This window comes from Pantoea sp. XY16 (genome assembly GCF_025153065.1).
Lineage (GTDB): Bacteria > Pseudomonadota > Gammaproteobacteria > Enterobacterales > Enterobacteriaceae > Pantoea > Pantoea alfalfae.
The window spans coordinates 14,924-32,343 of record NZ_JANZNP010000001.1; the positions used below are offsets into that span (position 1 = coordinate 14,924).

Consider the following 17,420-nt stretch of genomic DNA (forward strand, 5'->3'; position numbering starts at 1 on the left):
GACGCCTTATGAAACAGCTTGATGAACGACTCAGAAGTCACTATGCCCAGCTCTCTCCGCAGGAGCAGCGTATTGCCGACTTCGTGTTTGACCACTTCGATGATCTGATTAGCTACAACAGCGCCGAGCTGGCGCGGCTCAGTGGCGTGTCGAAAGCCACAGTCAGTCGACTGTTTAAGCGTCTGGGCTATGAGAAGTACAAGGATATGCGTGATGAGCTTCGCATCCTGCGCCAGAGCGGCATGCCGCTGACCGATAACCGGGATGCGGTGCAGGGCAATACGCTGCTGGCACGTCATTACAAGCAGGAGATGGCTAATCTGACGCAGTGGGTAAACAGCCTGGATGCCCGGCACTTTAACGAGGTGATTCAGCAGCTGGCGCAGGCTAAACGTCTCTTTATCATCGGCATGCGCAACGCCTATCCGGTAGCGCTGCATCTGCGACAGCAGCTGGTACAGGCGCGTTCGCAGGTGCATATTCTGCCGCAGCCGGGCCAGACGCTGGCTGAGGAGCTGGTGGATATCACGCCGGACGATATGGTCATTGTGATGGCGTTTCGTCGTCGTCCGCGCATCATTCGCCCACTGATGCAGCAGCTGCAGACGGCTGGCATCCCGCTGCTGGCGCTGTGTGAGCCACAGGCGCAGACGGTAATTGCGCTGGCACGCTGGCAGCTCTGTACGCCGCTCGACAGCGTTTCCGCCTTCGACAGTTACAGTGCCGCCATGAGCCTGGTTAACCTGATCGCCAATGCGCTGCTGCATGAAATGCTGGCACAGGGACGCCAGCGGATTCATCAGATCGCCGACCTTTACCAGCAGTTTGACGAGCTGGAGCACCGTTAACAGGCACCGTTTTGGTGCTTTGCCCCATTTCAGAACACCTCTTCCGCGGCGTGATTGCCCCGATTACGCCCTATTTCCGTAGAACTCTCTGTCGCTTAACCCTTTTTCTGTTGCCGCCCGGGTTGGCACATTAGTTGCAGATTGCTTGTCAAAGAATCTTTTGTTTCACGTTAATCTCACCGGGGTGCATAATGAAAAAAGTTTTGATGGCGGTTGCGACAGCGGCATTACTGATGGCACAAACGGGCAGTGCGCTGGCCGATCAATTGCAGGATATCCAGAAGCGCGGCGTCATCCGCGTCGCCGTGCCGCAGGATTTCCCGCCGTTTGGCTCGGTCGGCACTGACCTGCAGCCGCAGGGATATGACATCGACACGGCGAAATATCTGGCAAAGCAGATGAAACTTAAGTTGCAGCTGGTGCCGGTCAGCAGTGCCAACCGCGTGCCTTATCTGCAAACCGACAAGGTCGATCTGGTTATCTCCAGCATGGGTAAAAACCCCGAGCGTGAAAAGGTGATCGACTTTACCCGCGCCTATGCGCCGTTCTTTCTGGGCGTCTTCGGTCCGAAAGGCGATGAAATTAAAGCGGCGTCGGCTCTGAGCGGCAAGTCGATTGGCGTCACGCGCGGTGCGGTAGAGGACATGGTGCTCAGCGAAGTGGCCCCGAAAGATGCGCAGGTGAAACGCTATGAAGACAACAACACCACCTTGTCTGCGTATCTCTCCGGTCAGGTGCAGTATGTTGCGACCGGCAACCTGGTCGTCGCCGCCATTGCGCGCCAGAATCCGGCCAAAGCGCCCGTCGCGCAGTTTATGCTGAAAGATTCACCCTGCTTTATCGGCCTGAAGAAAGATGAGCCTGCGCTGAAAGCGAAAGTGAATGAACTGATTGAGCAGGGCATTAAAGATGGCACGCTGAATAAACTCTCTGAAGAATGGCTGAAAGCACCGCTGCCTGCGAACCTCGGCGCCTGAGGACGGATTCATGATCGGGCAACTTAACTTTCCCGCCCTGTGGCCCTACTGGCCGGAGCTGCTCTCCGGTCTGTGGGTCACCATCCAGCTGACGGTGCTGGCGACCACCGGTGGCGTGGCGCTGGGCATTGCGGGCGCCGCGCTGCGCAGCGGCAAACCGAGCTGGATGAGCCGTCTGTGGGGCATCTATGTCGAGCTGATCCGCAATACGCCGTTTGTGGTGCAACTGTTCTTTATTGTTTTTGGTCTGCCTGCGCTGGGGCTGAAACTCACTGCGGGTGAGGCGGCGCTGCTGGCGATGCTGATCAATCTTGGCGCCTACAGCACCGAGATCATCCGCGCCGGGATCCAGGTGACGCCCAAAGGGCAGTGGGAAGCGGGACGGGTGCTGGGATTAACCCGCAGCCAGACCTTTCTGCGGGTCGTGCTGCCGCCTGCGCTGCAGCGCATTTATCCGGCGCTGGTGAGTCAGTGCATCATCGTCATGCTGGGCTCGTCGGTGGTGTCGCAGGTCTCCTATGAGGAGCTGACCTTCGCAGCCAACCTGATTCAGTCGCGCACCTTCTTAAGTTTTGAGGTCTATCTGGTGACCACGCTGATCTACCTGGCGTTGTCGATTGCGATGCGCCATCTGCTGCTGGCGATTGGCCGTAAATGGTTTGGAGTGCAGGCATCATGATGACGACCTTTACCGACTGGGACATCCTGCGCAATCTGCTGCTGGCGGCGCGCTGGACTCTGTTGCTGTCGCTGGTGGCCTTTGTCGGCGGCACGCTGGTGACGCTGCCGCTGCTGTTTCTGCGACTGCTGCAGCGTAAGTGGCTGACACGCGCGGTACGCGGTTACACCGCGCTGTTTCAGGGCACGCCGCTATTGATGCAGCTGTTCCTGGCGTTTTTTGGCGTCGGCCTGTTTGGTATTGATGTCGCGCCCTGGACCGCCGCCTCGCTGGCGCTGACCTTTTACACCAGCGCCTTTCTGGTCGACATCTGGTACGGCAGCATCCGCGCCCTGCCGAAAGGGCAGTGGGAAGCGTCGCGCTGCCTCGGCCTGACCTTCGGTCAGACGCTATGGCGGGTGGTGGCACCGCAGGCAATCCGCATCGGTATCGCCCCGACCGTAGGATTCGCGGTCCAGGTGATTAAGGGCACCGCGCTGGCGTCAATTATCGGCTTCATCGAGCTGACTAAAGCCGGCACCATTCTGAACAATGTGACCTATCAGCCGTTTAAAGTCTTTGGGCTGGTGGCGCTGGGCTACTTCCTGATGTGTTATCCGCTGTCTCGCTACAGCCAGTATCTGGAGAAAAAATTCAATGCCGCTCATCACCATTAATCAGGTGCAAAAATATTACGGCGACAACCATGTGTTGAAAGGCGTGGATCTGGATATCGACATGGGCGAAGTGATCTCAATCATCGGTCGCAGCGGATCGGGTAAAAGCACGCTGCTGCGCTGCATGAACGGTCTGGAAGGCTATCAGGAGGGCAGCATCAAGCTCGGCGGGATGACGATCACCGACCGCGATTCGCAGGCGCGTGAAATCAGCCGCTCGGTCGGGATGGTGTTTCAGAGCTTCAACCTGTTCCCGCACATGACGGCGCTGGAGAACGTCATGCTGGCGCCACGCCGTGTGCTGAAGAAAAGCGAGGCCGAGTGCCGGGCGCTGGCTGCGCAGATGCTGGAGAAGGTCGGGCTGGGCGAACGCCTTAACTACTATCCTGCCAGCCTCTCCGGCGGTCAGCAGCAGCGCGTGGCGATTGCCCGTGCGCTGGCGATGACGCCGAAAGTTTTACTCTGTGATGAGATCACCTCCGCGCTCGATCCCGAACTGGTGGGCGAAGTGCTCAAAGTTCTTGAGCAGCTGGCGGCAGAGGGAATGACGCTGATCCTCGTCACTCATGAAATGAACTTCGCCCGCGACGTGGGCGATCGTGTGGTCTTTATGCATCAGGGGCGTGTCTGGGAGCAGGGCGACAGTAAAACGCTGTTCGCCCAGCCGCAGACGCCGGAACTTAAGCAGTTTATCTCTTCGGTTCGCCTCTGATTCTGAAAAAGGAAAGGAAGATGGATATCAATCACTACCCGCAACTCAATCCGCCACAGCGTCTGCTGATGGGACCTGGGCCGATCAACGCGGATCCCCGCGTGCTGCGCGCCATGTCGAGTCAGCTGCTGGGGCAGTACGATCCCGCGATGACCCACTACATGAATGAAGTGATGGCGCTCTATCGCGGCGTGTTTCGCACAGAGAACCGCTGGACGCTGCTGATTGACGGCACCTCCCGCGCCGGTATCGAAGCCATTCTGCTGTCATCGATCCGGCCTGGCGACAAAGTGCTGGTGCCGGTGTTTGGCCGCTTCGGTCATCTGCTGTGCGAAATTGCCCGCCGCTGTCGTGCGGAAGTCCACACCATTGAAGTGCCGTGGGGTGAAGTCTTTACCCCGGACCAGATCGAAGATGCGATTAAAAAAGTGCGACCGCGCCTGCTGCTGACCGTGCAGGGTGACACCTCGACCACCATGCTGCAGCCGCTGACGCAGTTAGGCGCAATCTGCAAACAGTATGGCGTGCTGTTCTACACCGATGCTACCGCGTCGCTGGCGGGTAACGCGCTGGAAACGGACGCCTGGGGACTGGATGCCGTCTCGGCGGGGATGCAGAAATGCCTGGGCGGCCCATCGGGTACCTCGCCGATCACCCTGAGCGCAGAGATGGAAGCCGTGATCCGCAAACGCAAATGCGTAGAGCAGGGGATCCGCACCGAAGCACATCAGGATGGCGAAGAGGAGATGATCTACTCCAACTATTTTGATCTCGGCATGATCATGGATTACTGGGGCCCGGAGCGGCTCAACCATCATACCGAAGCCACCAGTGCGCTGTTTGGCGCGCGCGAGTGCGCCCGTCTGATCCTGCAGGAGGGTCTGGATAACGGCATCGCCCGTCACAAACTGCACGGTGAAGCGATGCTGAAAGGCATTCAGGGGATGGGGCTGGAGACCTTCGGCGACCTGAAAAACAAAATGAACAACGTGCTGGGCGTGATGATCCCGTCTGGCGTGAATGGCGATCAGGTGCGCAAACTGATGCTGGAAGATTTCGGCATTGAGATTGGCACCTCGTTTGGCCCGCTGCATGGCAAGGTGTGGCGCATCGGCACCATGGGCTACAACGCGCGCAAAGACTGCGTGATGCAGACGCTGTCCGCGCTGGAAACGGTGCTGACCTATGTCGGCTATCGCACGCCACAGGGTGCCGCCGCGCAGGCCGCCTGGGATCACTACGGGAGCCACGCATGATGATGAGCGCCAGCGAAGCCCAGGCCGCTGCACAGCGCGTTATGGCGCGCTGCGATGCGCTGGCGGCGATCAGCGAAACGGCTGAGGGGCTGACCCGCGTCTACCTCTCCCCAGAACATCTGCGCGCCAACGCCTGCGTCGGTGAGTGGATGCAGGCGGCGGGGATGCAGGTGTGGCAGGATGCGGTCGGCAATATCTGCGGGCGCTACGAGGCGGCAGAAGCGGGTGCGCCTGCGCTGCTGCTTGGCTCGCATCTCGACACGGTGCGCAACGCCGGTCGCTACGACGGGATGCTGGGCGTACTCAGCGCCATTGAAACCGTGCAGTGGCTTAACGAACATCAGTGCCGCCTGCCGCTGGCGATTGAGGTGATTGGTTTCGGCGACGAAGAGGGCACCCGTTTTGGCATTACGCTGCTCGGCAGTCGTGGCATTACTGGCAGCTGGCCGCAAAGCTGGGTGACCCATCCTGACGGCAACGGCATCACCGTAGCGCAGGCGATGGCCGATGTCGGGCTCGATAGCGACAGAATCGCCTCTGCGGCACGGCGGGTTGAGGATATCGTCGGGTATCTTGAGCTGCACATCGAGCAGGGCCCCTGCCTGGAGCAGGAGGATCTGGCGCTGGGCGTGGTTACGGCGATCAACGGTGCGCGCCGGCTCAACTGCCGTTTTACCGGAGAAGCGGGCCATGCGGGCACCGTGCCGATGACCCATCGCAAAGATGCGCTGGCCGCCGCTGCCGAGTGGATGGTGTTTATCGAGCAGACGACGCGTGAGCAGGACCCGCAGCTGGTCGCCACCGTCGGCACGATTAACTGCGCGCCGGGGGCGGTCAATGTCATTCCGGGTGAGATATCACTGTCGCTGGACGTGCGTGGTCCGCTGGATAATCCGCTGGAGACGCTACTCTCCAGCCTGTTAACCCAGGCCGAGGCGATTGCGCTTCGCCGTGGACTTCGCTTCGAGTCGAACGAATATTATCGCATCGGTGCCACCGCCTGTGACTCTGCGCTGCAACAGGCGCTGAGCCATGCGGTTGAAACGGTGCAGGGTCGCAGCCTGTCGCTGCCGAGCGGCGCCGGGCACGACGCTATCGCCATCGCTGAACGCTGGCCGGTCGGCATGTTATTTGTGCGTAACCATCGCGGCATCAGCCATCATCCGGCGGAGTCGGTGGCGGTGGAAGATGTGGCACCTGCGCTGCAGGCTTATTTACAGGCGGTCTCGCTGATTGCCGGACGGAGCTGAACATGGAATTAGCCGCATTTAATCAGCTTTCCGCTGACGAAGCGCAGGCGGCCATCCGGCACTGTGTGGCGCTCCCGCACTGGCAACAGGCGCTGGTGGCGGCCCGGCCTTTTGCCACCACCGATGCATTACTGGCAACTGCCGATGCGCTGGCGCGTCAGTGGCAGCAGCCTGAACTGGAGGCCGCACTGTCGGCACATCCGCGCATCGGTGAACGCGCAAACGGTGCAGATAAAGAAGCCGCGTTGTCGCGCGGCGAGCAGTCTGCAATGCAGCAGGCCGATCACGCTCTGCAACAGGCGATGCAGCAGGGCAATCAGGCATATGAAGCGCGTTTTGGCCGGGTGTTCCTGATACGCGCCAGAGGGCGCAGCGGCGAGCAGATGCTGGCAGAGTTGCAGCGCCGGTTGCAGAATAGTGAGGTTACCGAGCAGCAGGAGGCGCTGGACCAGCTGCGTGAAATTACTCTGTTACGCCTGAAGGAGACGATGCAATGAGTACCGTGACGACCCATATTCTTGACACGGCGCTGGGCAAACCGGCCAGCGGTGTGGCGATTTCACTGGAGCAGAACAGCCCGGAAGGGTGGTTTCCGATTTCTCAGGGTGAAACGGACAGCGACGGACGTCTGAAAGATCTGACGCCTGAGCCGCTTACGCCGGGTCATTACCGTTTAACGGCGGAAATTGGCGACTATTTTGCCGTCGCCGGTCGGGATGCGCTCTACGTCAGCGCGCAGATCGATTTTGTCATTGCCGAGGCGGGCAGCCACTTTCACCTGCCGTTTCTGATTTCGCCCTGGTCGTGGTCAACTTATCGCGGCAGTTAAAGGCTGATGGCCGCGCCTGCGATTTACAGCGAAAAACGATCCGCATCCTGCCAGGCCGGAAAACGCTCGCGGTAAGCATTAAGTGCGTCCAGCGACAGCTCAGCATCCAGTCGGGCGCGCTGATGCGGCTCGGCTGCGCTAAGGATCTCGCCCTGCGGCGAAATAATCTGGCTGTCGCCACTATAGTGATGCTGATTGCCGTCACTGCCGACGCGGTTACAGCCTGCCACATACGCCTGATTTTCAATCGCCCGCGCTAACAGCAGCGCCTGCCAGTGCAGCGCGCGTGGCGCAGGCCAGTTGGCGACATAGAGCGCCAGATCGTAATCGTTGCGGTTGCGCGAGAAGACCGGGAAGCGCAGGTCGTAACAGATTTGCGGCAGGATGCGCCAGCCGCGCCACTCAAAGACCTGACGCTGCTCACCAGGCAGATAGTGATGATGCTCGTCCGCCATGCGGAACAGGTGACGCTTGTCATACTGATGCAGCGTGCCGTCCGGCTCGACCAGCAGGAAACGATTTACCGCGCCGTTTTCGGTCTGGATTGCCGCGCTGCCGCCGATCAGCGCATCGGTGCGACGGGCATGCTGATGCAGCCATTCAACCACCTGCGCCTCTGGCAGGGAGCTCTTTGCCGCCTCCATCGCAAAGCCGGTAGTAAACATCTCTGGCAGCAGAATCAGATCGCGTCCGGTGAATCCGGCCAGCTGCGCGTCAAAATGGCGCAGGTTGGCCTCGCCATCCATCCAGCTCAGCGTCTCCTGCAAAACGGTAATTTTTAAAGCTGACATAAGCGCTCCGCGGCGGCATCTAATGTCGCCGGCTGTTTGGCAAAACAGAGGCGGATCAGTTTATAGGGGAAAGCATCGGCGCAGAACACCGACAGGGGAATCGCGGCGACGCCCACTTCGCGGGTCAGCCACTGGCAGAAACTGACATCATCCAGATCGGAGATGGCGCTGTAATCGACCAGCAAAAAGTAGGTGCCTTCGCAGGGCAGCACCTTAAAGCGGCTGTTGCTCAGTGCCGTCGCCAGTCGATCGCGGCGATCGCGATAGAACGCCGGCAGCTCAAGATAGTGTTCCGGATGCTCACGCAGCATATCGGCGATCGCCAGCTGCGCCGGGGTATTCACCGAGAAGGTCAGGTACTGATGCACCTTGCGCAGTTCGGCGCTGATTGCCGCAGGGGCAATGCAGTAACCCACTTTCCAGCCGGTCATGTGGAACGTCTTGCCAAACGACGATACCGCAATGGCGCGCTGCCGCAGTTCAGGATGGGCCAGCACGCTGGCGTGGCCCGTCTCATCGAAGCAGATGTGCTCATACACTTCGTCGCTCAGCACATAGATTGGGTGCTGAGCAATTGCCTGCCACAGCGCGGCGAAATCCTGCTGCTGCCAGACGGTGGCCGAAGGATTGTGCGGCGTATTCAGGATCACCAGCCGGGTTTTGTCACTCAGTAGCGCAGCAAACGCCTGCCAGTCCACCCGAAAAGCGGGCGGTTGCAGCGTAATGCGTTTCATCACGCCGCCCGACAGCTCCACCGCAGGGGCATAGCTGTCGTAGCTGGGATCAAAGCAGATCACCTCATCGCCTGGCCGCACCAGCGCGGTAATCGTCGCATAAAGCGCTTCTGTTGCGCCCGCCGTCACCGTGATTTCCGCCTCAACATCCGGACGATAGTCATAAAGTCGCGCGGTTTTCTCTGCAATCGCCTCACGCAACGGCAGCGCACCGGTCATCGGCGCATACTGATTCGCGCCCTGGCTGACGTGATACGCCAGTCGCTGCTGCAGATAGTCCGGGCCGCTGAAATCGGGAAAGCCCTGTGAGAGATTGATGGCGTTGTGCTGCTGCGCCAGCGCACTCATCTGGCTGAAAATCGTGGTGCCGAGCAGAGGGAGTTTACTCTCGGGGATCAGGTTGTGCTGCGTCATGGTGTCAGGCCTTAAGCGCGAAGATTGATGCGGTGTCACCCGGTGTTTGTGCCACTATAAACAGGATGGTAGTATTTGGCAATCAAGACGCTTAGACGGCTAAATGCGTCATGCTCCACACCTCAGCTTCGTTAGCTTCGTTTGCTTACCCCGGTCACTGACAAGTGTCAGCTCACGGGGATGCGCGCACTTGCTGCCTCGCTGAGATGCGGATCATTTCGCATTTACATGCGCCATGTTACACACGGTCCATTTAGCATTTACATGCGTCATGAGCTGCGCGTCGGCGGCGTTGGCTACCCATACTTATCCGGAATTATATTTCACCGCAAGGAACCTTTATGTCGCAGAGTCTTCCGTTAGATCAACTGGTCGCCGCCTGTCACTGGATTGGGGCGAAAGGCTGGGCACCGGCCACCGGCGGGAATATGTCCGTGCGCCGTGATGAACATGTCTGCCTGCTGAGTGAATCGGGCAAAGATAAAGGCACGCTGACGCGGGATGACTTTATCGAGGTCGATATCGCCACCAGCCAGTCGCTCTCTGGCCGTAAGCCGTCGGCAGAAACCGGGCTGCACACGATGATCTATCGCCTCTTTCCGGAGGCAGGCGCGGTGCTGCACACCCACACGGTCAATTCGACCGTACTGTCGGGGGTGGAGCAGGGTGCGGCGCTGCTGCTGCATGGCTATGAGATGCAAAAATCGTTAAGCGGCCAGCACACCCACCTGGATACCCTGGCGATTCCCGTTTTCGACAACAGCCAGGACATTACGGCGCTGGCGTCAGAAATTGAAGATTACGCTGCCCGCTTTCCGCTGCGTTATGGCTTCCTGCTGCGCGGCCACGGCTTAACCTGCTGGGGCCAGGATGTCAGCGAAGCCCGCCGTCATCTGGAAGGTCTGGAATTTTTATTCGAATGTGAACGTCAACGTCGCCTGCTGGAGAAAGCATGATTCGCGCCATTGTTACTGATATCGAAGGCACCACCAGCGATATCCGCTTTGTACATAACATCCTGTTTCCCTATGCCCGCCAGCACCTGCCGGACTTCGTGCGTAACAATGCGCACCAGCCCGAGGTGGCAGCGGCGCTGCAGTCGGTGCGTGAAGAGGCCGATCAGCCGCAGGCTGATCTGAACGGGGTGACGGACATTCTGCTGAGCTTTATGGACCAGGATCGCAAATCCACCGGCCTGAAAGCGCTGCAGGGGATGATCTGGCGTGACGGCTACGTGAACGGCAGTTTTACCGGTCATCTCTATCCCGATGTCCTGCCTGCGCTGCGCCACTGGAAGGCGCAGGGCATTGAACTTTATGTATATTCCTCCGGCTCGGTTGCGGCGCAGAAATTGTTATTTGGCTACAGCGACGAAGGTGATATTACTGGCCTGTTCAGCGGCTATTTTGATACGCGCGTGGGTGCCAAACGCGAAGTCGCGGCTTATCGCGCCATCGCCGCTGAAATTGGTCGGCCAGCGGCACAGCTGCTGTTTCTCTCCGATATTCATCAGGAGCTGGATGCCGCCGCAGAGGCGGGCTGGCAGACAATGCAATTACTGCGTGGCGAAGCGGACGACGAGAGCCGCCATCGTCAGGTGACTGATTTTACCCAGATTAACCCGGAGTCGATTTAGGATGAGCGCACTGACTATTTTTACCGACCGCGAAGCCAGCCAGCCGGTGTGGCACAGCACTGACGCGGAAGCGATTCGTGACCGCCTGAATGCTAAAGGTGTCCGTTTTGAGCGCTGGGAAGCCGATCGCGATTTGGGTGAGAACCCGGATGCCGAAACGGTGATCAACGCCTATCAGCATGCGATTGATCGGCTGGTGGCGGAGAAGGGCTATCAGAGCTGGGACGTGATCAGCATGCGTGCCGACAATCCGCAGAAAACCGTGCTGCGCGAGAAGTTTCTCAATGAGCATACGCACGGTGAAGATGAGGTGCGTTTCTTTGTCGAGGGGGCCGGGCTGTTCTGCTTGCATCTGGATGGTGAGATCCTGCAGATCCTGTGCGAGAAAAATGATCTGATCTCGGTGCCCGCGGGCACGCCGCACTGGTTTGATATGGGATCGTCACCGCACTTCACGGCTATCCGTATTTTCGATAATCAGGAAGGCTGGGTAGCGAACTTTACCGGCGATAAGATTGCGGATGCCTATCCGCGTCTGGCGTAATCAGCCCGTCGTTTTCGCAAGGCGTTTGCCGCTCACGGTAAACGCCTTGCAGACCGTTACTGCGGCTGGAAGATGCCGTTCTGTACCTGGTCAGGCGTGACCACGCCGGTATCCAGCACCCAGCCGCTGATCAGGGCGGCGGGCGTAACATCAAACGCCGGATTGTAAACCTTTGCCGCTTCCGGTGCCCACTGCACGCTGCCAAAACTGCCGGCTACGCCCGTCACTTCGCTGGCGGCGCGCTGCTCAATGGGAATCGCTGCGCCATCAGGACAGCTGCGATCCAGCGTAGTGTGTGGGGCCGCTACGTAAAACGGAATCTGATGATAATGCGCCAGCACCGCCAGGCTGTAGGTGCCGATTTTATTCGCCACATCGCCGTTGGCGGCAATGCGGTCAGCGCCGACCCACACCGCATCCACTTCTCCACGGGCCATCAGGCTGGCGGCCATGGAATCGGTGATCAGCGTGTAAGGAACCGCCAGTTCGCCCAGCTCCCAGGCGGTTAACCGGCCGCCCTGTAACAGCGGGCGGGTTTCATCCACCCAGACATTCTTAATCAGCCCCTGCTGATGGGCGCGGGCAATCACGCCCAGCGCCGTACCGACGCCAGCGGTGGCCAGCCCGCCGGTATTGCAGTGGGTCAGCAACTGGCTATGGGGTTTCACCAGCGTGCAGCCCGCGTCAGCGATGGCATCACACAGCAGCTTATCCTCCTGCACCAGCCGCCAGGCTTCTTCAGCCAGCGCGGGGGTAAAGTCTGGCTGTGCCAAGGCCACTTTCATCCGATCCAGGTTGTTCATCAGATTGACCGCAGTAGGGCGGGCGGCACGCAGGGTCTCCAGTGCCTGCGCCAGTTCAGCGCGCGTCAGTCCCTGTTCTGCCAGCAGCGCCAGCAGCAGCGAGGCGGAGAGGCCGATCAGCGGCGCACCGCGCACCCGCAGCGCGTGAATATGTTCAATCAGCTGAGGCACGCTGTGCGCGGGCAGCCAGTTCTTCTGCTGCGGCAGCGCCTGCTGATCCAGAATCCAGAGCTGATTGTCACGAATCTGTAAACTGGTGGTTTGAAGTGTCTGCATTGTGGGTGAAATCCATGTTGCGTTAATGATGCGTATTGTGCCAACATGCTGAACGGATGTATAGACGTCTGAACGGCTTATTATCCCTGAGTGACCCCCTTCGAATGATAAGGAACAGGCAATGTCGCAATACCGTACCTTTACTGCTGCTGATGCTGTGGAATATGCCCGACAATTTGGCGGCGTGGACAATCCTGCCGCGCTGAGCAGCGCAGAAGAGATTGGTGATGGCAACCTTAACCTGGTGTTTAAAATTTATGACGATCAGGGCAACAGTCGGGTGGTGGTCAAGCAGGCGCTGCCCTATGTGCGCTGCGTAGGGGAGTCCTGGCCACTGACGCTGGATCGGGCGCGGCTGGAAGCGCAGACCCTGGTCGAACACTACAAATATTGTCCGCAGCATACGGTGAAGATCACCCATTATGATGCGGAGCTGGCAGTGATGGTGATGGAAGATCTCTCCAGCCATCGCATCTGGCGCGGCGAGCTGGTGAAAGGCGCGTATTACCCGCAAGCGGCGCAGCAGTTAGGCGACTATCTGGCGCAGACCCTGTTCCATACTTCCGACTTCATCCTGCATCCGCATCAAAAAAAGGCGGAAGTGGCGCGTTTCATTAATCCGGAAATGTGTGAAATCACCGAAGATCTTTTCTTTAACGATCCTTACACCAACCATGAGCGCAACAGCTATCCCGCTGCGCTTGAGCCCCTGGTCGCCAGCCTGCGTGATGACGATGCGTTGCGCATTGCGGTGGGCGGCCTTAAACATCGCTTCTTTGCCCATGCTGAAGCGCTGCTGCATGGCGATATTCACAGCGGCTCGATTTTCGTTGCGGACGGCAGCCTGAAAGCGATTGATGCAGAATTTGGCTATTTTGGCCCTATCGGTTTTGATGTCGGCACCGCCATCGGCAACCTGCTGATTAACTACTGCGGCCTGCCGGGTCTGCTGCCTCCGCGTGAGGCCGCCGATGCACGCGAGCAGCGTCTCAGCGATGTTCACACCCTCTGGACGACCTTTGCGTCAGGCTTCCTGGCGCTGGCGGCAGAGAAGACCCGCGATGAGGCGCTGGCTTATCCAGGCTATTCGCAAGCATTTCTGCGTAAAGTGTGGGCCGATACCATCGGTTACTGCGGCACCGAACTGATTCGCCGCACGGTGGGGATGTCTCACGTGGCGGATATGAAGCTGATTGCCGATCCGGCAATGCGTACCGACTGCATCCGCAATGCGATTAACCTGGGACGTACGCTGATTCTGGCAGCCGATCACGTCGAAGATGTGGATGCGCTGATTGCCCGCATCCGTCAGGCGGGATAAAAAAAGCCGACATGATGTCGGCTTTCAGGTAAATCAAAGGCTGGCTGTAAGAGTGTGCCTGCGCCGGTAACAGGGTCAGACCGGAAAGTCGCTAAAGCCATCCCTGGCTCGCTCGGCCCGCGCAATTACGCACCTCATCCCTGAGGTGCGCCCGTAAACGGGCCAACGCTTTGCGTTGTTCAAAAACGCTCCCGGCGTTTTTGTCCGTGGCACGGGACGCTTTCCTCTTCTGACCCTGCTCCCTGCGCCTTAAGCTAATCGATTGTGGTCAGATTCACCTGGATTTGTCATTGTGAGCTCTTTTTGGCCGACGAGGCGTCGACCTCTGAAAACAGTGCTGACTCCCATCGCTTTAAGTTCAGTACCCGATGCTGATATCACATCGGCCCTGAATCTTATGCCGCCTCACTTGCCCGTGACGCAGGCTGAGGGGCTTTCTCTGGCACCGGTACGGCCAGTGCCTCCGGCTCAAACTCATCGACGTTAATCGAACGCAGACGACTGGCTTCAGCACGCTTCAACACGTCAGCCTCTTTAGCATCAATCCAGCCCTGCTCCAGCGCACGCTTCGCCAGCGCGTCCAGCCGGGTAAAGGAGAGGTGCTGTTTCGTCTGTTTACACAGCCTGTCATGGATCACTTCTGCCGCCATCACATCCTGCAGCGCCTGTTCCAGCTGACCGGCAGGGTTGTGCTCACTCGGCGTCAGATACATGCCACGGCCCAGACGGCTGCGGGTAGCCGACGGCTGTTGCAGCATTTTCGCCAGCTGATGATCCAGGCGATCAGATGGCGCAGGGCAGTGATGACCGCCAGCAAAAATGGTCATCCGCAATGCACCCGCCACCAGACGGTTCGGGAAGTTACGCAGCAAATCGTCGATAGCCACTTCCGCCTGATGCAGCGCATCCTGCACGCCCCAGTGAACCAGCGGCAGATCGGCTTCGTTGCGGCCTTCATCGTCATAGCGTTTCAGCGTCGCAGAGGCAAGATAGAGCTGGCTCAGCACATCGCCCAGACGCGCCGAAATACGCTCGCGGCGTTTCAGGCTGCCGCCCAGTACCGCCATCGACACATCAGAGAGCAACGCCAGATTGGCACTGATGCGGTTCAGGTGCTGGTAATAACGGCGGGTGCCATCCCGAGTCGGACTGGCGCTGGTGCGCCCTGCGGTTAAGCCCAGCCACAGGCTGCGCATAGTGCTGCTGCCCACGTGCCCGATATGGCTGAACAGCGCCCCGTCAAACGCATTAACATCGTTGCTGGCTGCGGCCGCCATCTCCTGCAGCACATAAGGATGGCAGCGAATCGCGCCCTGTCCGAAGATAATCATGCTGCGGGTCAGAATGTTAGCGCCTTCCACCGTGATAGCGATCGGTGCGCCCTGATAGGCACGGGCCAGGAAGTTGCTGTTGCCGAGCATGATGCCTTTACCGCCCGCAATATCCATGGCGTCGATAATGGCGCGCTGACCGCGATGGGTGCAGTGATATTTCACAATCGCCGACAGCACTGCCGGTTTTTCACCCTGCATAATCCCGGCGGTAATCAGCGTGGCCGCCGCATCCATCACGTAAGCGTTACCGGCGATGCGCGCCAGCGGCTCTTCAATCCCTTCCATCTTACCGATTGAAACCCGGAACTGACGGCGGATATGGGCATAGGCACCTGTCGCCAGCGCCACACTTTTCAGGCTGCCGGTTGAGTTCGATGGCAGCGTAATACCGCGGCCTACTGACAGACATTCCACCAGCATCCGCCAGCCCTGGCCGGCCATTTCCGGCCCGCCGATAATATAGTCAATCGGTACAAAGATATTGTTGCCACGCGTCGGCCCGTTCTGGAACGGTACGTTAAGCGGGAAGTGGCGATGGCCAATTTCCACGCCGGGAGTATTCGTTGGAATCAGCGCACAGGTAATGCCAGGATTCTCATTGTCGCTGAGCAGATGCTCCGGGTCGGAAAGCTTGAATGCCAGGCCCAGCACGGTGGCGATTGGCGCCAGCGTAATGTAGCGCTTGTTCCAGGTCAGGCGCATGCCCAGCACCTGCTGACCCTTCCATTCGCCCATGCAGACGACGCCGGTATCGGGGATCGCACCGGCATCTGAACCCGCTTCCGGGCTGGTCAGCGCAAAGCAGGGGATCTCATCGCCGCGTGCCAGCCGCGGTAAATAGTGATTTTTCTGATCTTCGGTGCCGTAGTGCTGCAGCAGTTCGCCCGGACCCAGTGAGTTAGGCACGCCCACGGTAATCGCCAGAATCCCGGAAACGCCTGACAGTTTTTGCAACACGCAGGCCTGTGCATAGGCGGAGAAATCGAGTCCGCCATACTCTTTCTTAATGATCATCGCGAAGAAGCGGTGCTCTTTCAGATAAGCCCAGAGTTCCGGCGGCATATCGGCCAGCTCATGGGTAATCTGGAAATCGTTAGCCATGCGGCACGCTTCTTCAACCGGGCCATCGAGGAAAGCCTGCTCTTCGGCAGTCAGGCGCGGCTGTGGATAGTTGTGCAGCTTCTGCCAGTCCGGTTTGCCCTGGAACAGATCGCCTTCCCACCAGGTGGTGCCCGCATCAATCGCTTCTTTCTCGGTGCGTGACATCGGCGGCATCACCTTCTGGAAGCGCTGAAAGATCGGCTTTGAAAACAGGCTGCGGCGCAGTGACGGCAGGTTAAATGGCAGCAGGATGATCGCCAGCGGCAACAGCAGCCACGGCGTCCAGAGATGAGCAACAGCCATCGCCGCAGTCCACAGCAACAGGATGGCGCTGCTGAGCCGCAACGACAGGCGGTGATAGAACAGGGCGCCAATCAGCGCCACAGTGGCAAGTATCGAAACAACCATCATAATGAACCGCTCCAAGTAGTAAGAGGTCTGACCTGTTATGTAGAGAGGTTTAGAGTAGTTGAAGGGATTTATCAATTTGTTTACATCGCAATTACAACCTGCCTCACAAAAACCGTTTTTAGCCCATTTTTGCATCAACTGTGGCAATGATCATCGCCGCCACTATCTGGCCGGACATGGCATGACGCTTTGCGCTGACCGGCCATTCCGTTAAACTTGCTGCGATTAACCTCTCCTAAAAAAGGACATCCCTATGTACCAGGACATCATCCGCTCTGAGCTTAATGAAGCTGCTGATACGCTGACTAAATTCCTCAGCTATGACGCCAATATTCATGCGATTCAACGTGCTGCGGTGCTGCTGGCTGACAGTTTCAAGGCGGGCGGCAAGGTGCTTTCCTGCGGTAACGGCGGTTCACATTGTGATGCGATGCATTTCGCCGAAGAGCTGACCGGTCGCTACCGTGAAAATCGTCCTGGCTATCCGGCGATTGCTATCTCTGATGTCAGCCATCTCTCCTGCGTCAGTAATGACTTTGGTTATGACTATGTCTTTTCGCGCTATGTGGAAGCGGTAGGACGACCAGGCGATGTGTTGCTGGGCCTCTCAACCTCCGGCAACTCTGCCAATATTATTAAAGCGATTGAAGCTGCGCGTGCGCAGGGGATGAAAGTGATCACCCTGACCGGTAAAGATGGCGGTAAGATGGCAGGCAGTGCCGATATTGAAATCCGCGTGCCGCACTTTGGTTATGCCGATCGCATCCAGGAGATCCACATTAAAGTGATCCACATCCTGATGCTGCTGATCGAAAAAGAGATGGTGAAATAACTGCGCTGGCCTCCTG

18 protein-coding genes are annotated in these 17,420 nt (G+C 58.7%); 14 read left to right on the forward strand and 4 right to left on the reverse strand.

Features of this window, described 5'->3' with window-relative positions; translation table 11 throughout:
- Positions 1–8: 8 nt before the first annotated feature.
- From hpxU to uraH, 9 genes are all read left to right on the forward strand, one after another.
- Positions 9–848 carry a MurR/RpiR family transcriptional regulator HpxU gene (hpxU, locus tag N1689_RS00095; protein ID WP_222924491.1) on the forward strand — a complete coding sequence of 280 codons (840 nt, stop codon included), beginning with the start codon at positions 9–11 and terminating at the stop codon, positions 846–848.
- 191 nt (positions 849–1,039) lie between these two features.
- The gene (locus tag N1689_RS00100; protein WP_161734531.1) at positions 1,040–1,825 is read left to right on the forward strand and encodes a transporter substrate-binding domain-containing protein; all 786 of its coding nucleotides are present in this window, start codon (positions 1,040–1,042) and stop codon (positions 1,823–1,825) included.
- 10 nt (positions 1,826–1,835) lie between these two features.
- Positions 1,836–2,504 carry an amino acid ABC transporter permease gene (locus N1689_RS00105; protein ID WP_161734529.1) on the forward strand — a complete coding sequence of 223 codons (669 nt, stop codon included), beginning with the start codon at positions 1,836–1,838 and terminating at the stop codon, positions 2,502–2,504.
- Entirely contained in the window at positions 2,504–3,160 is a 657-nt protein-coding gene (locus tag N1689_RS00110; RefSeq protein ID WP_161734556.1) for an amino acid ABC transporter permease, read from the forward strand. Before N1689_RS00105 ends, N1689_RS00110 begins: the two co-directional genes overlap by 1 nt.
- A complete protein-coding gene (locus N1689_RS00115) occupies positions 3,141–3,872 on the forward strand; it encodes an amino acid ABC transporter ATP-binding protein (RefSeq protein WP_061061686.1) in 732 nt (243 codons plus the stop codon). The genes N1689_RS00110 and N1689_RS00115 overlap by 20 nt, the downstream gene beginning before the upstream one ends.
- A 20-nt stretch (positions 3,873–3,892) precedes the next feature.
- Complete coding sequence (locus N1689_RS00120) at positions 3,893–5,128, forward strand: alanine--glyoxylate aminotransferase family protein (RefSeq protein WP_260057563.1); 1,236 nt, start codon at positions 3,893–3,895, stop codon at positions 5,126–5,128.
- Positions 5,125–6,378 carry an allantoate amidohydrolase gene (hpxK, locus tag N1689_RS00125; RefSeq protein ID WP_161734525.1) on the forward strand — a complete coding sequence of 418 codons (1,254 nt, stop codon included), beginning with the start codon at positions 5,125–5,127 and terminating at the stop codon, positions 6,376–6,378. Before N1689_RS00120 ends, hpxK begins: the two co-directional genes overlap by 4 nt.
- A 2-nt stretch (positions 6,379–6,380) precedes the next feature.
- Positions 6,381–6,875, forward strand: coding sequence for a 2-oxo-4-hydroxy-4-carboxy-5-ureidoimidazoline decarboxylase (gene uraD, locus N1689_RS00130; protein WP_161734523.1), 495 nt, complete (start codon positions 6,381–6,383; stop codon positions 6,873–6,875).
- On the forward strand, positions 6,872–7,207 hold the full coding sequence (gene uraH / locus N1689_RS00135; RefSeq protein ID WP_161734521.1) for a hydroxyisourate hydrolase: 336 nt from the start codon (positions 6,872–6,874) through the stop codon (positions 7,205–7,207). The genes uraD and uraH overlap by 4 nt, the downstream gene beginning before the upstream one ends.
- 23 nt (positions 7,208–7,230) lie before the next feature.
- Here uraH and N1689_RS00140 read toward each other — a convergent pair whose 3' ends face one another.
- Both N1689_RS00140 and N1689_RS00145 read right to left on the reverse strand, forming a co-directional pair.
- Positions 7,231–7,998 (reverse strand): amidohydrolase, encoded by a 768-nt coding sequence (locus N1689_RS00140; protein ID WP_161734519.1) that lies wholly within the window; start codon positions 7,996–7,998, stop codon positions 7,231–7,233.
- Positions 7,986–9,146, reverse strand: coding sequence for a pyridoxal phosphate-dependent aminotransferase (locus N1689_RS00145; protein WP_161734517.1), 1,161 nt, complete (start codon positions 9,144–9,146; stop codon positions 7,986–7,988). The genes N1689_RS00140 and N1689_RS00145 overlap by 13 nt, the downstream gene beginning before the upstream one ends.
- A gap of 341 nt (positions 9,147–9,487) precedes the next feature.
- On the opposite strand from N1689_RS00145, the gene N1689_RS00150 reads away from it, so the two are divergent.
- From N1689_RS00150 to N1689_RS00160, 3 genes are read left to right on the forward strand one after another with little or no spacing between them, the layout of a single operon-like run.
- On the forward strand, positions 9,488–10,102 hold the full coding sequence (locus tag N1689_RS00150; RefSeq protein ID WP_260057564.1) for a methylthioribulose 1-phosphate dehydratase: 615 nt from the start codon (positions 9,488–9,490) through the stop codon (positions 10,100–10,102).
- Positions 10,099–10,782, forward strand: a complete 684-nt coding sequence (mtnC, locus tag N1689_RS00155; RefSeq protein WP_253421141.1) for an acireductone synthase — start codon at positions 10,099–10,101, stop codon at positions 10,780–10,782. The genes N1689_RS00150 and mtnC overlap by 4 nt, the downstream gene beginning before the upstream one ends.
- Position 10,783: 1 nt before the next feature.
- Positions 10,784–11,326, forward strand: coding sequence for an acireductone dioxygenase (locus N1689_RS00160; RefSeq protein WP_061061694.1), 543 nt, complete (start codon positions 10,784–10,786; stop codon positions 11,324–11,326).
- A 56-nt stretch (positions 11,327–11,382) separates the two neighbouring features.
- Here the strand turns inward: N1689_RS00160 and mtnA are convergent, their stop codons facing one another.
- Complete coding sequence (gene mtnA / locus N1689_RS00165; RefSeq protein WP_222924480.1) at positions 11,383–12,405, reverse strand: S-methyl-5-thioribose-1-phosphate isomerase; 1,023 nt, start codon at positions 12,403–12,405, stop codon at positions 11,383–11,385.
- Between the two features lie 121 nt (positions 12,406–12,526).
- On the opposite strand from mtnA, the gene mtnK reads away from it, so the two are divergent.
- Positions 12,527–13,726 (forward strand): S-methyl-5-thioribose kinase, encoded by a 1,200-nt coding sequence (gene mtnK, locus N1689_RS00170; protein WP_161734507.1) that lies wholly within the window; start codon positions 12,527–12,529, stop codon positions 13,724–13,726.
- 395 nt (positions 13,727–14,121) lie between these two features.
- Here mtnK and fadE read toward each other — a convergent pair whose 3' ends face one another.
- On the reverse strand, positions 14,122–16,572 hold the full coding sequence (fadE, locus tag N1689_RS00175) for an acyl-CoA dehydrogenase FadE (RefSeq protein ID WP_161734505.1): 2,451 nt from the start codon (positions 16,570–16,572) through the stop codon (positions 14,122–14,124).
- 253 nt (positions 16,573–16,825) lie between these two features.
- Between fadE and lpcA the strand changes: the two genes are divergently transcribed.
- Positions 16,826–17,404 (forward strand): D-sedoheptulose 7-phosphate isomerase, encoded by a 579-nt coding sequence (lpcA, locus tag N1689_RS00180; RefSeq protein ID WP_260057565.1) that lies wholly within the window; start codon positions 16,826–16,828, stop codon positions 17,402–17,404.
- The last annotated feature ends 16 nt before the right edge of the window (positions 17,405–17,420 follow it).

Coding starts and splice junctions, on each gene's coding strand:
- hpxU (WP_222924491.1), top strand. CDS start 9: ATGAAACAGCTTGATGAACGACTCAGAAGTCACTATGCCCAGCTCTCT.
- N1689_RS00100 (WP_161734531.1), top strand. CDS start 1,040: ATGAAAAAAGTTTTGATGGCGGTTGCGACAGCGGCATTACTGATGGCA.
- N1689_RS00105 (WP_161734529.1), top strand. CDS start 1,836: ATGATCGGGCAACTTAACTTTCCCGCCCTGTGGCCCTACTGGCCGGAG.
- N1689_RS00110 (WP_161734556.1), top strand. CDS start 2,504: ATGACGACCTTTACCGACTGGGACATCCTGCGCAATCTGCTGCTGGCG.
- N1689_RS00115 (WP_061061686.1), top strand. CDS start 3,141: ATGCCGCTCATCACCATTAATCAGGTGCAAAAATATTACGGCGACAAC.
- N1689_RS00120 (WP_260057563.1), top strand. CDS start 3,893: ATGGATATCAATCACTACCCGCAACTCAATCCGCCACAGCGTCTGCTG.
- hpxK (WP_161734525.1), top strand. CDS start 5,125: ATGATGATGAGCGCCAGCGAAGCCCAGGCCGCTGCACAGCGCGTTATG.
- uraD (WP_161734523.1), top strand. CDS start 6,381: ATGGAATTAGCCGCATTTAATCAGCTTTCCGCTGACGAAGCGCAGGCG.
- uraH (WP_161734521.1), top strand. CDS start 6,872: ATGAGTACCGTGACGACCCATATTCTTGACACGGCGCTGGGCAAACCG.
- N1689_RS00140 (WP_161734519.1), bottom strand. CDS start 7,998: ATGTCAGCTTTAAAAATTACCGTTTTGCAGGAGACGCTGAGCTGGATG.
- N1689_RS00145 (WP_161734517.1), bottom strand. CDS start 9,146: ATGACGCAGCACAACCTGATCCCCGAGAGTAAACTCCCTCTGCTCGGC.
- N1689_RS00150 (WP_260057564.1), top strand. CDS start 9,488: ATGTCGCAGAGTCTTCCGTTAGATCAACTGGTCGCCGCCTGTCACTGG.
- mtnC (WP_253421141.1), top strand. CDS start 10,099: ATGATTCGCGCCATTGTTACTGATATCGAAGGCACCACCAGCGATATC.
- N1689_RS00160 (WP_061061694.1), top strand. CDS start 10,784: ATGAGCGCACTGACTATTTTTACCGACCGCGAAGCCAGCCAGCCGGTG.
- mtnA (WP_222924480.1), bottom strand. CDS start 12,405: ATGCAGACACTTCAAACCACCAGTTTACAGATTCGTGACAATCAGCTC.
- mtnK (WP_161734507.1), top strand. CDS start 12,527: ATGTCGCAATACCGTACCTTTACTGCTGCTGATGCTGTGGAATATGCC.
- fadE (WP_161734505.1), bottom strand. CDS start 16,572: ATGATGGTTGTTTCGATACTTGCCACTGTGGCGCTGATTGGCGCCCTG.
- lpcA (WP_260057565.1), top strand. CDS start 16,826: ATGTACCAGGACATCATCCGCTCTGAGCTTAATGAAGCTGCTGATACG.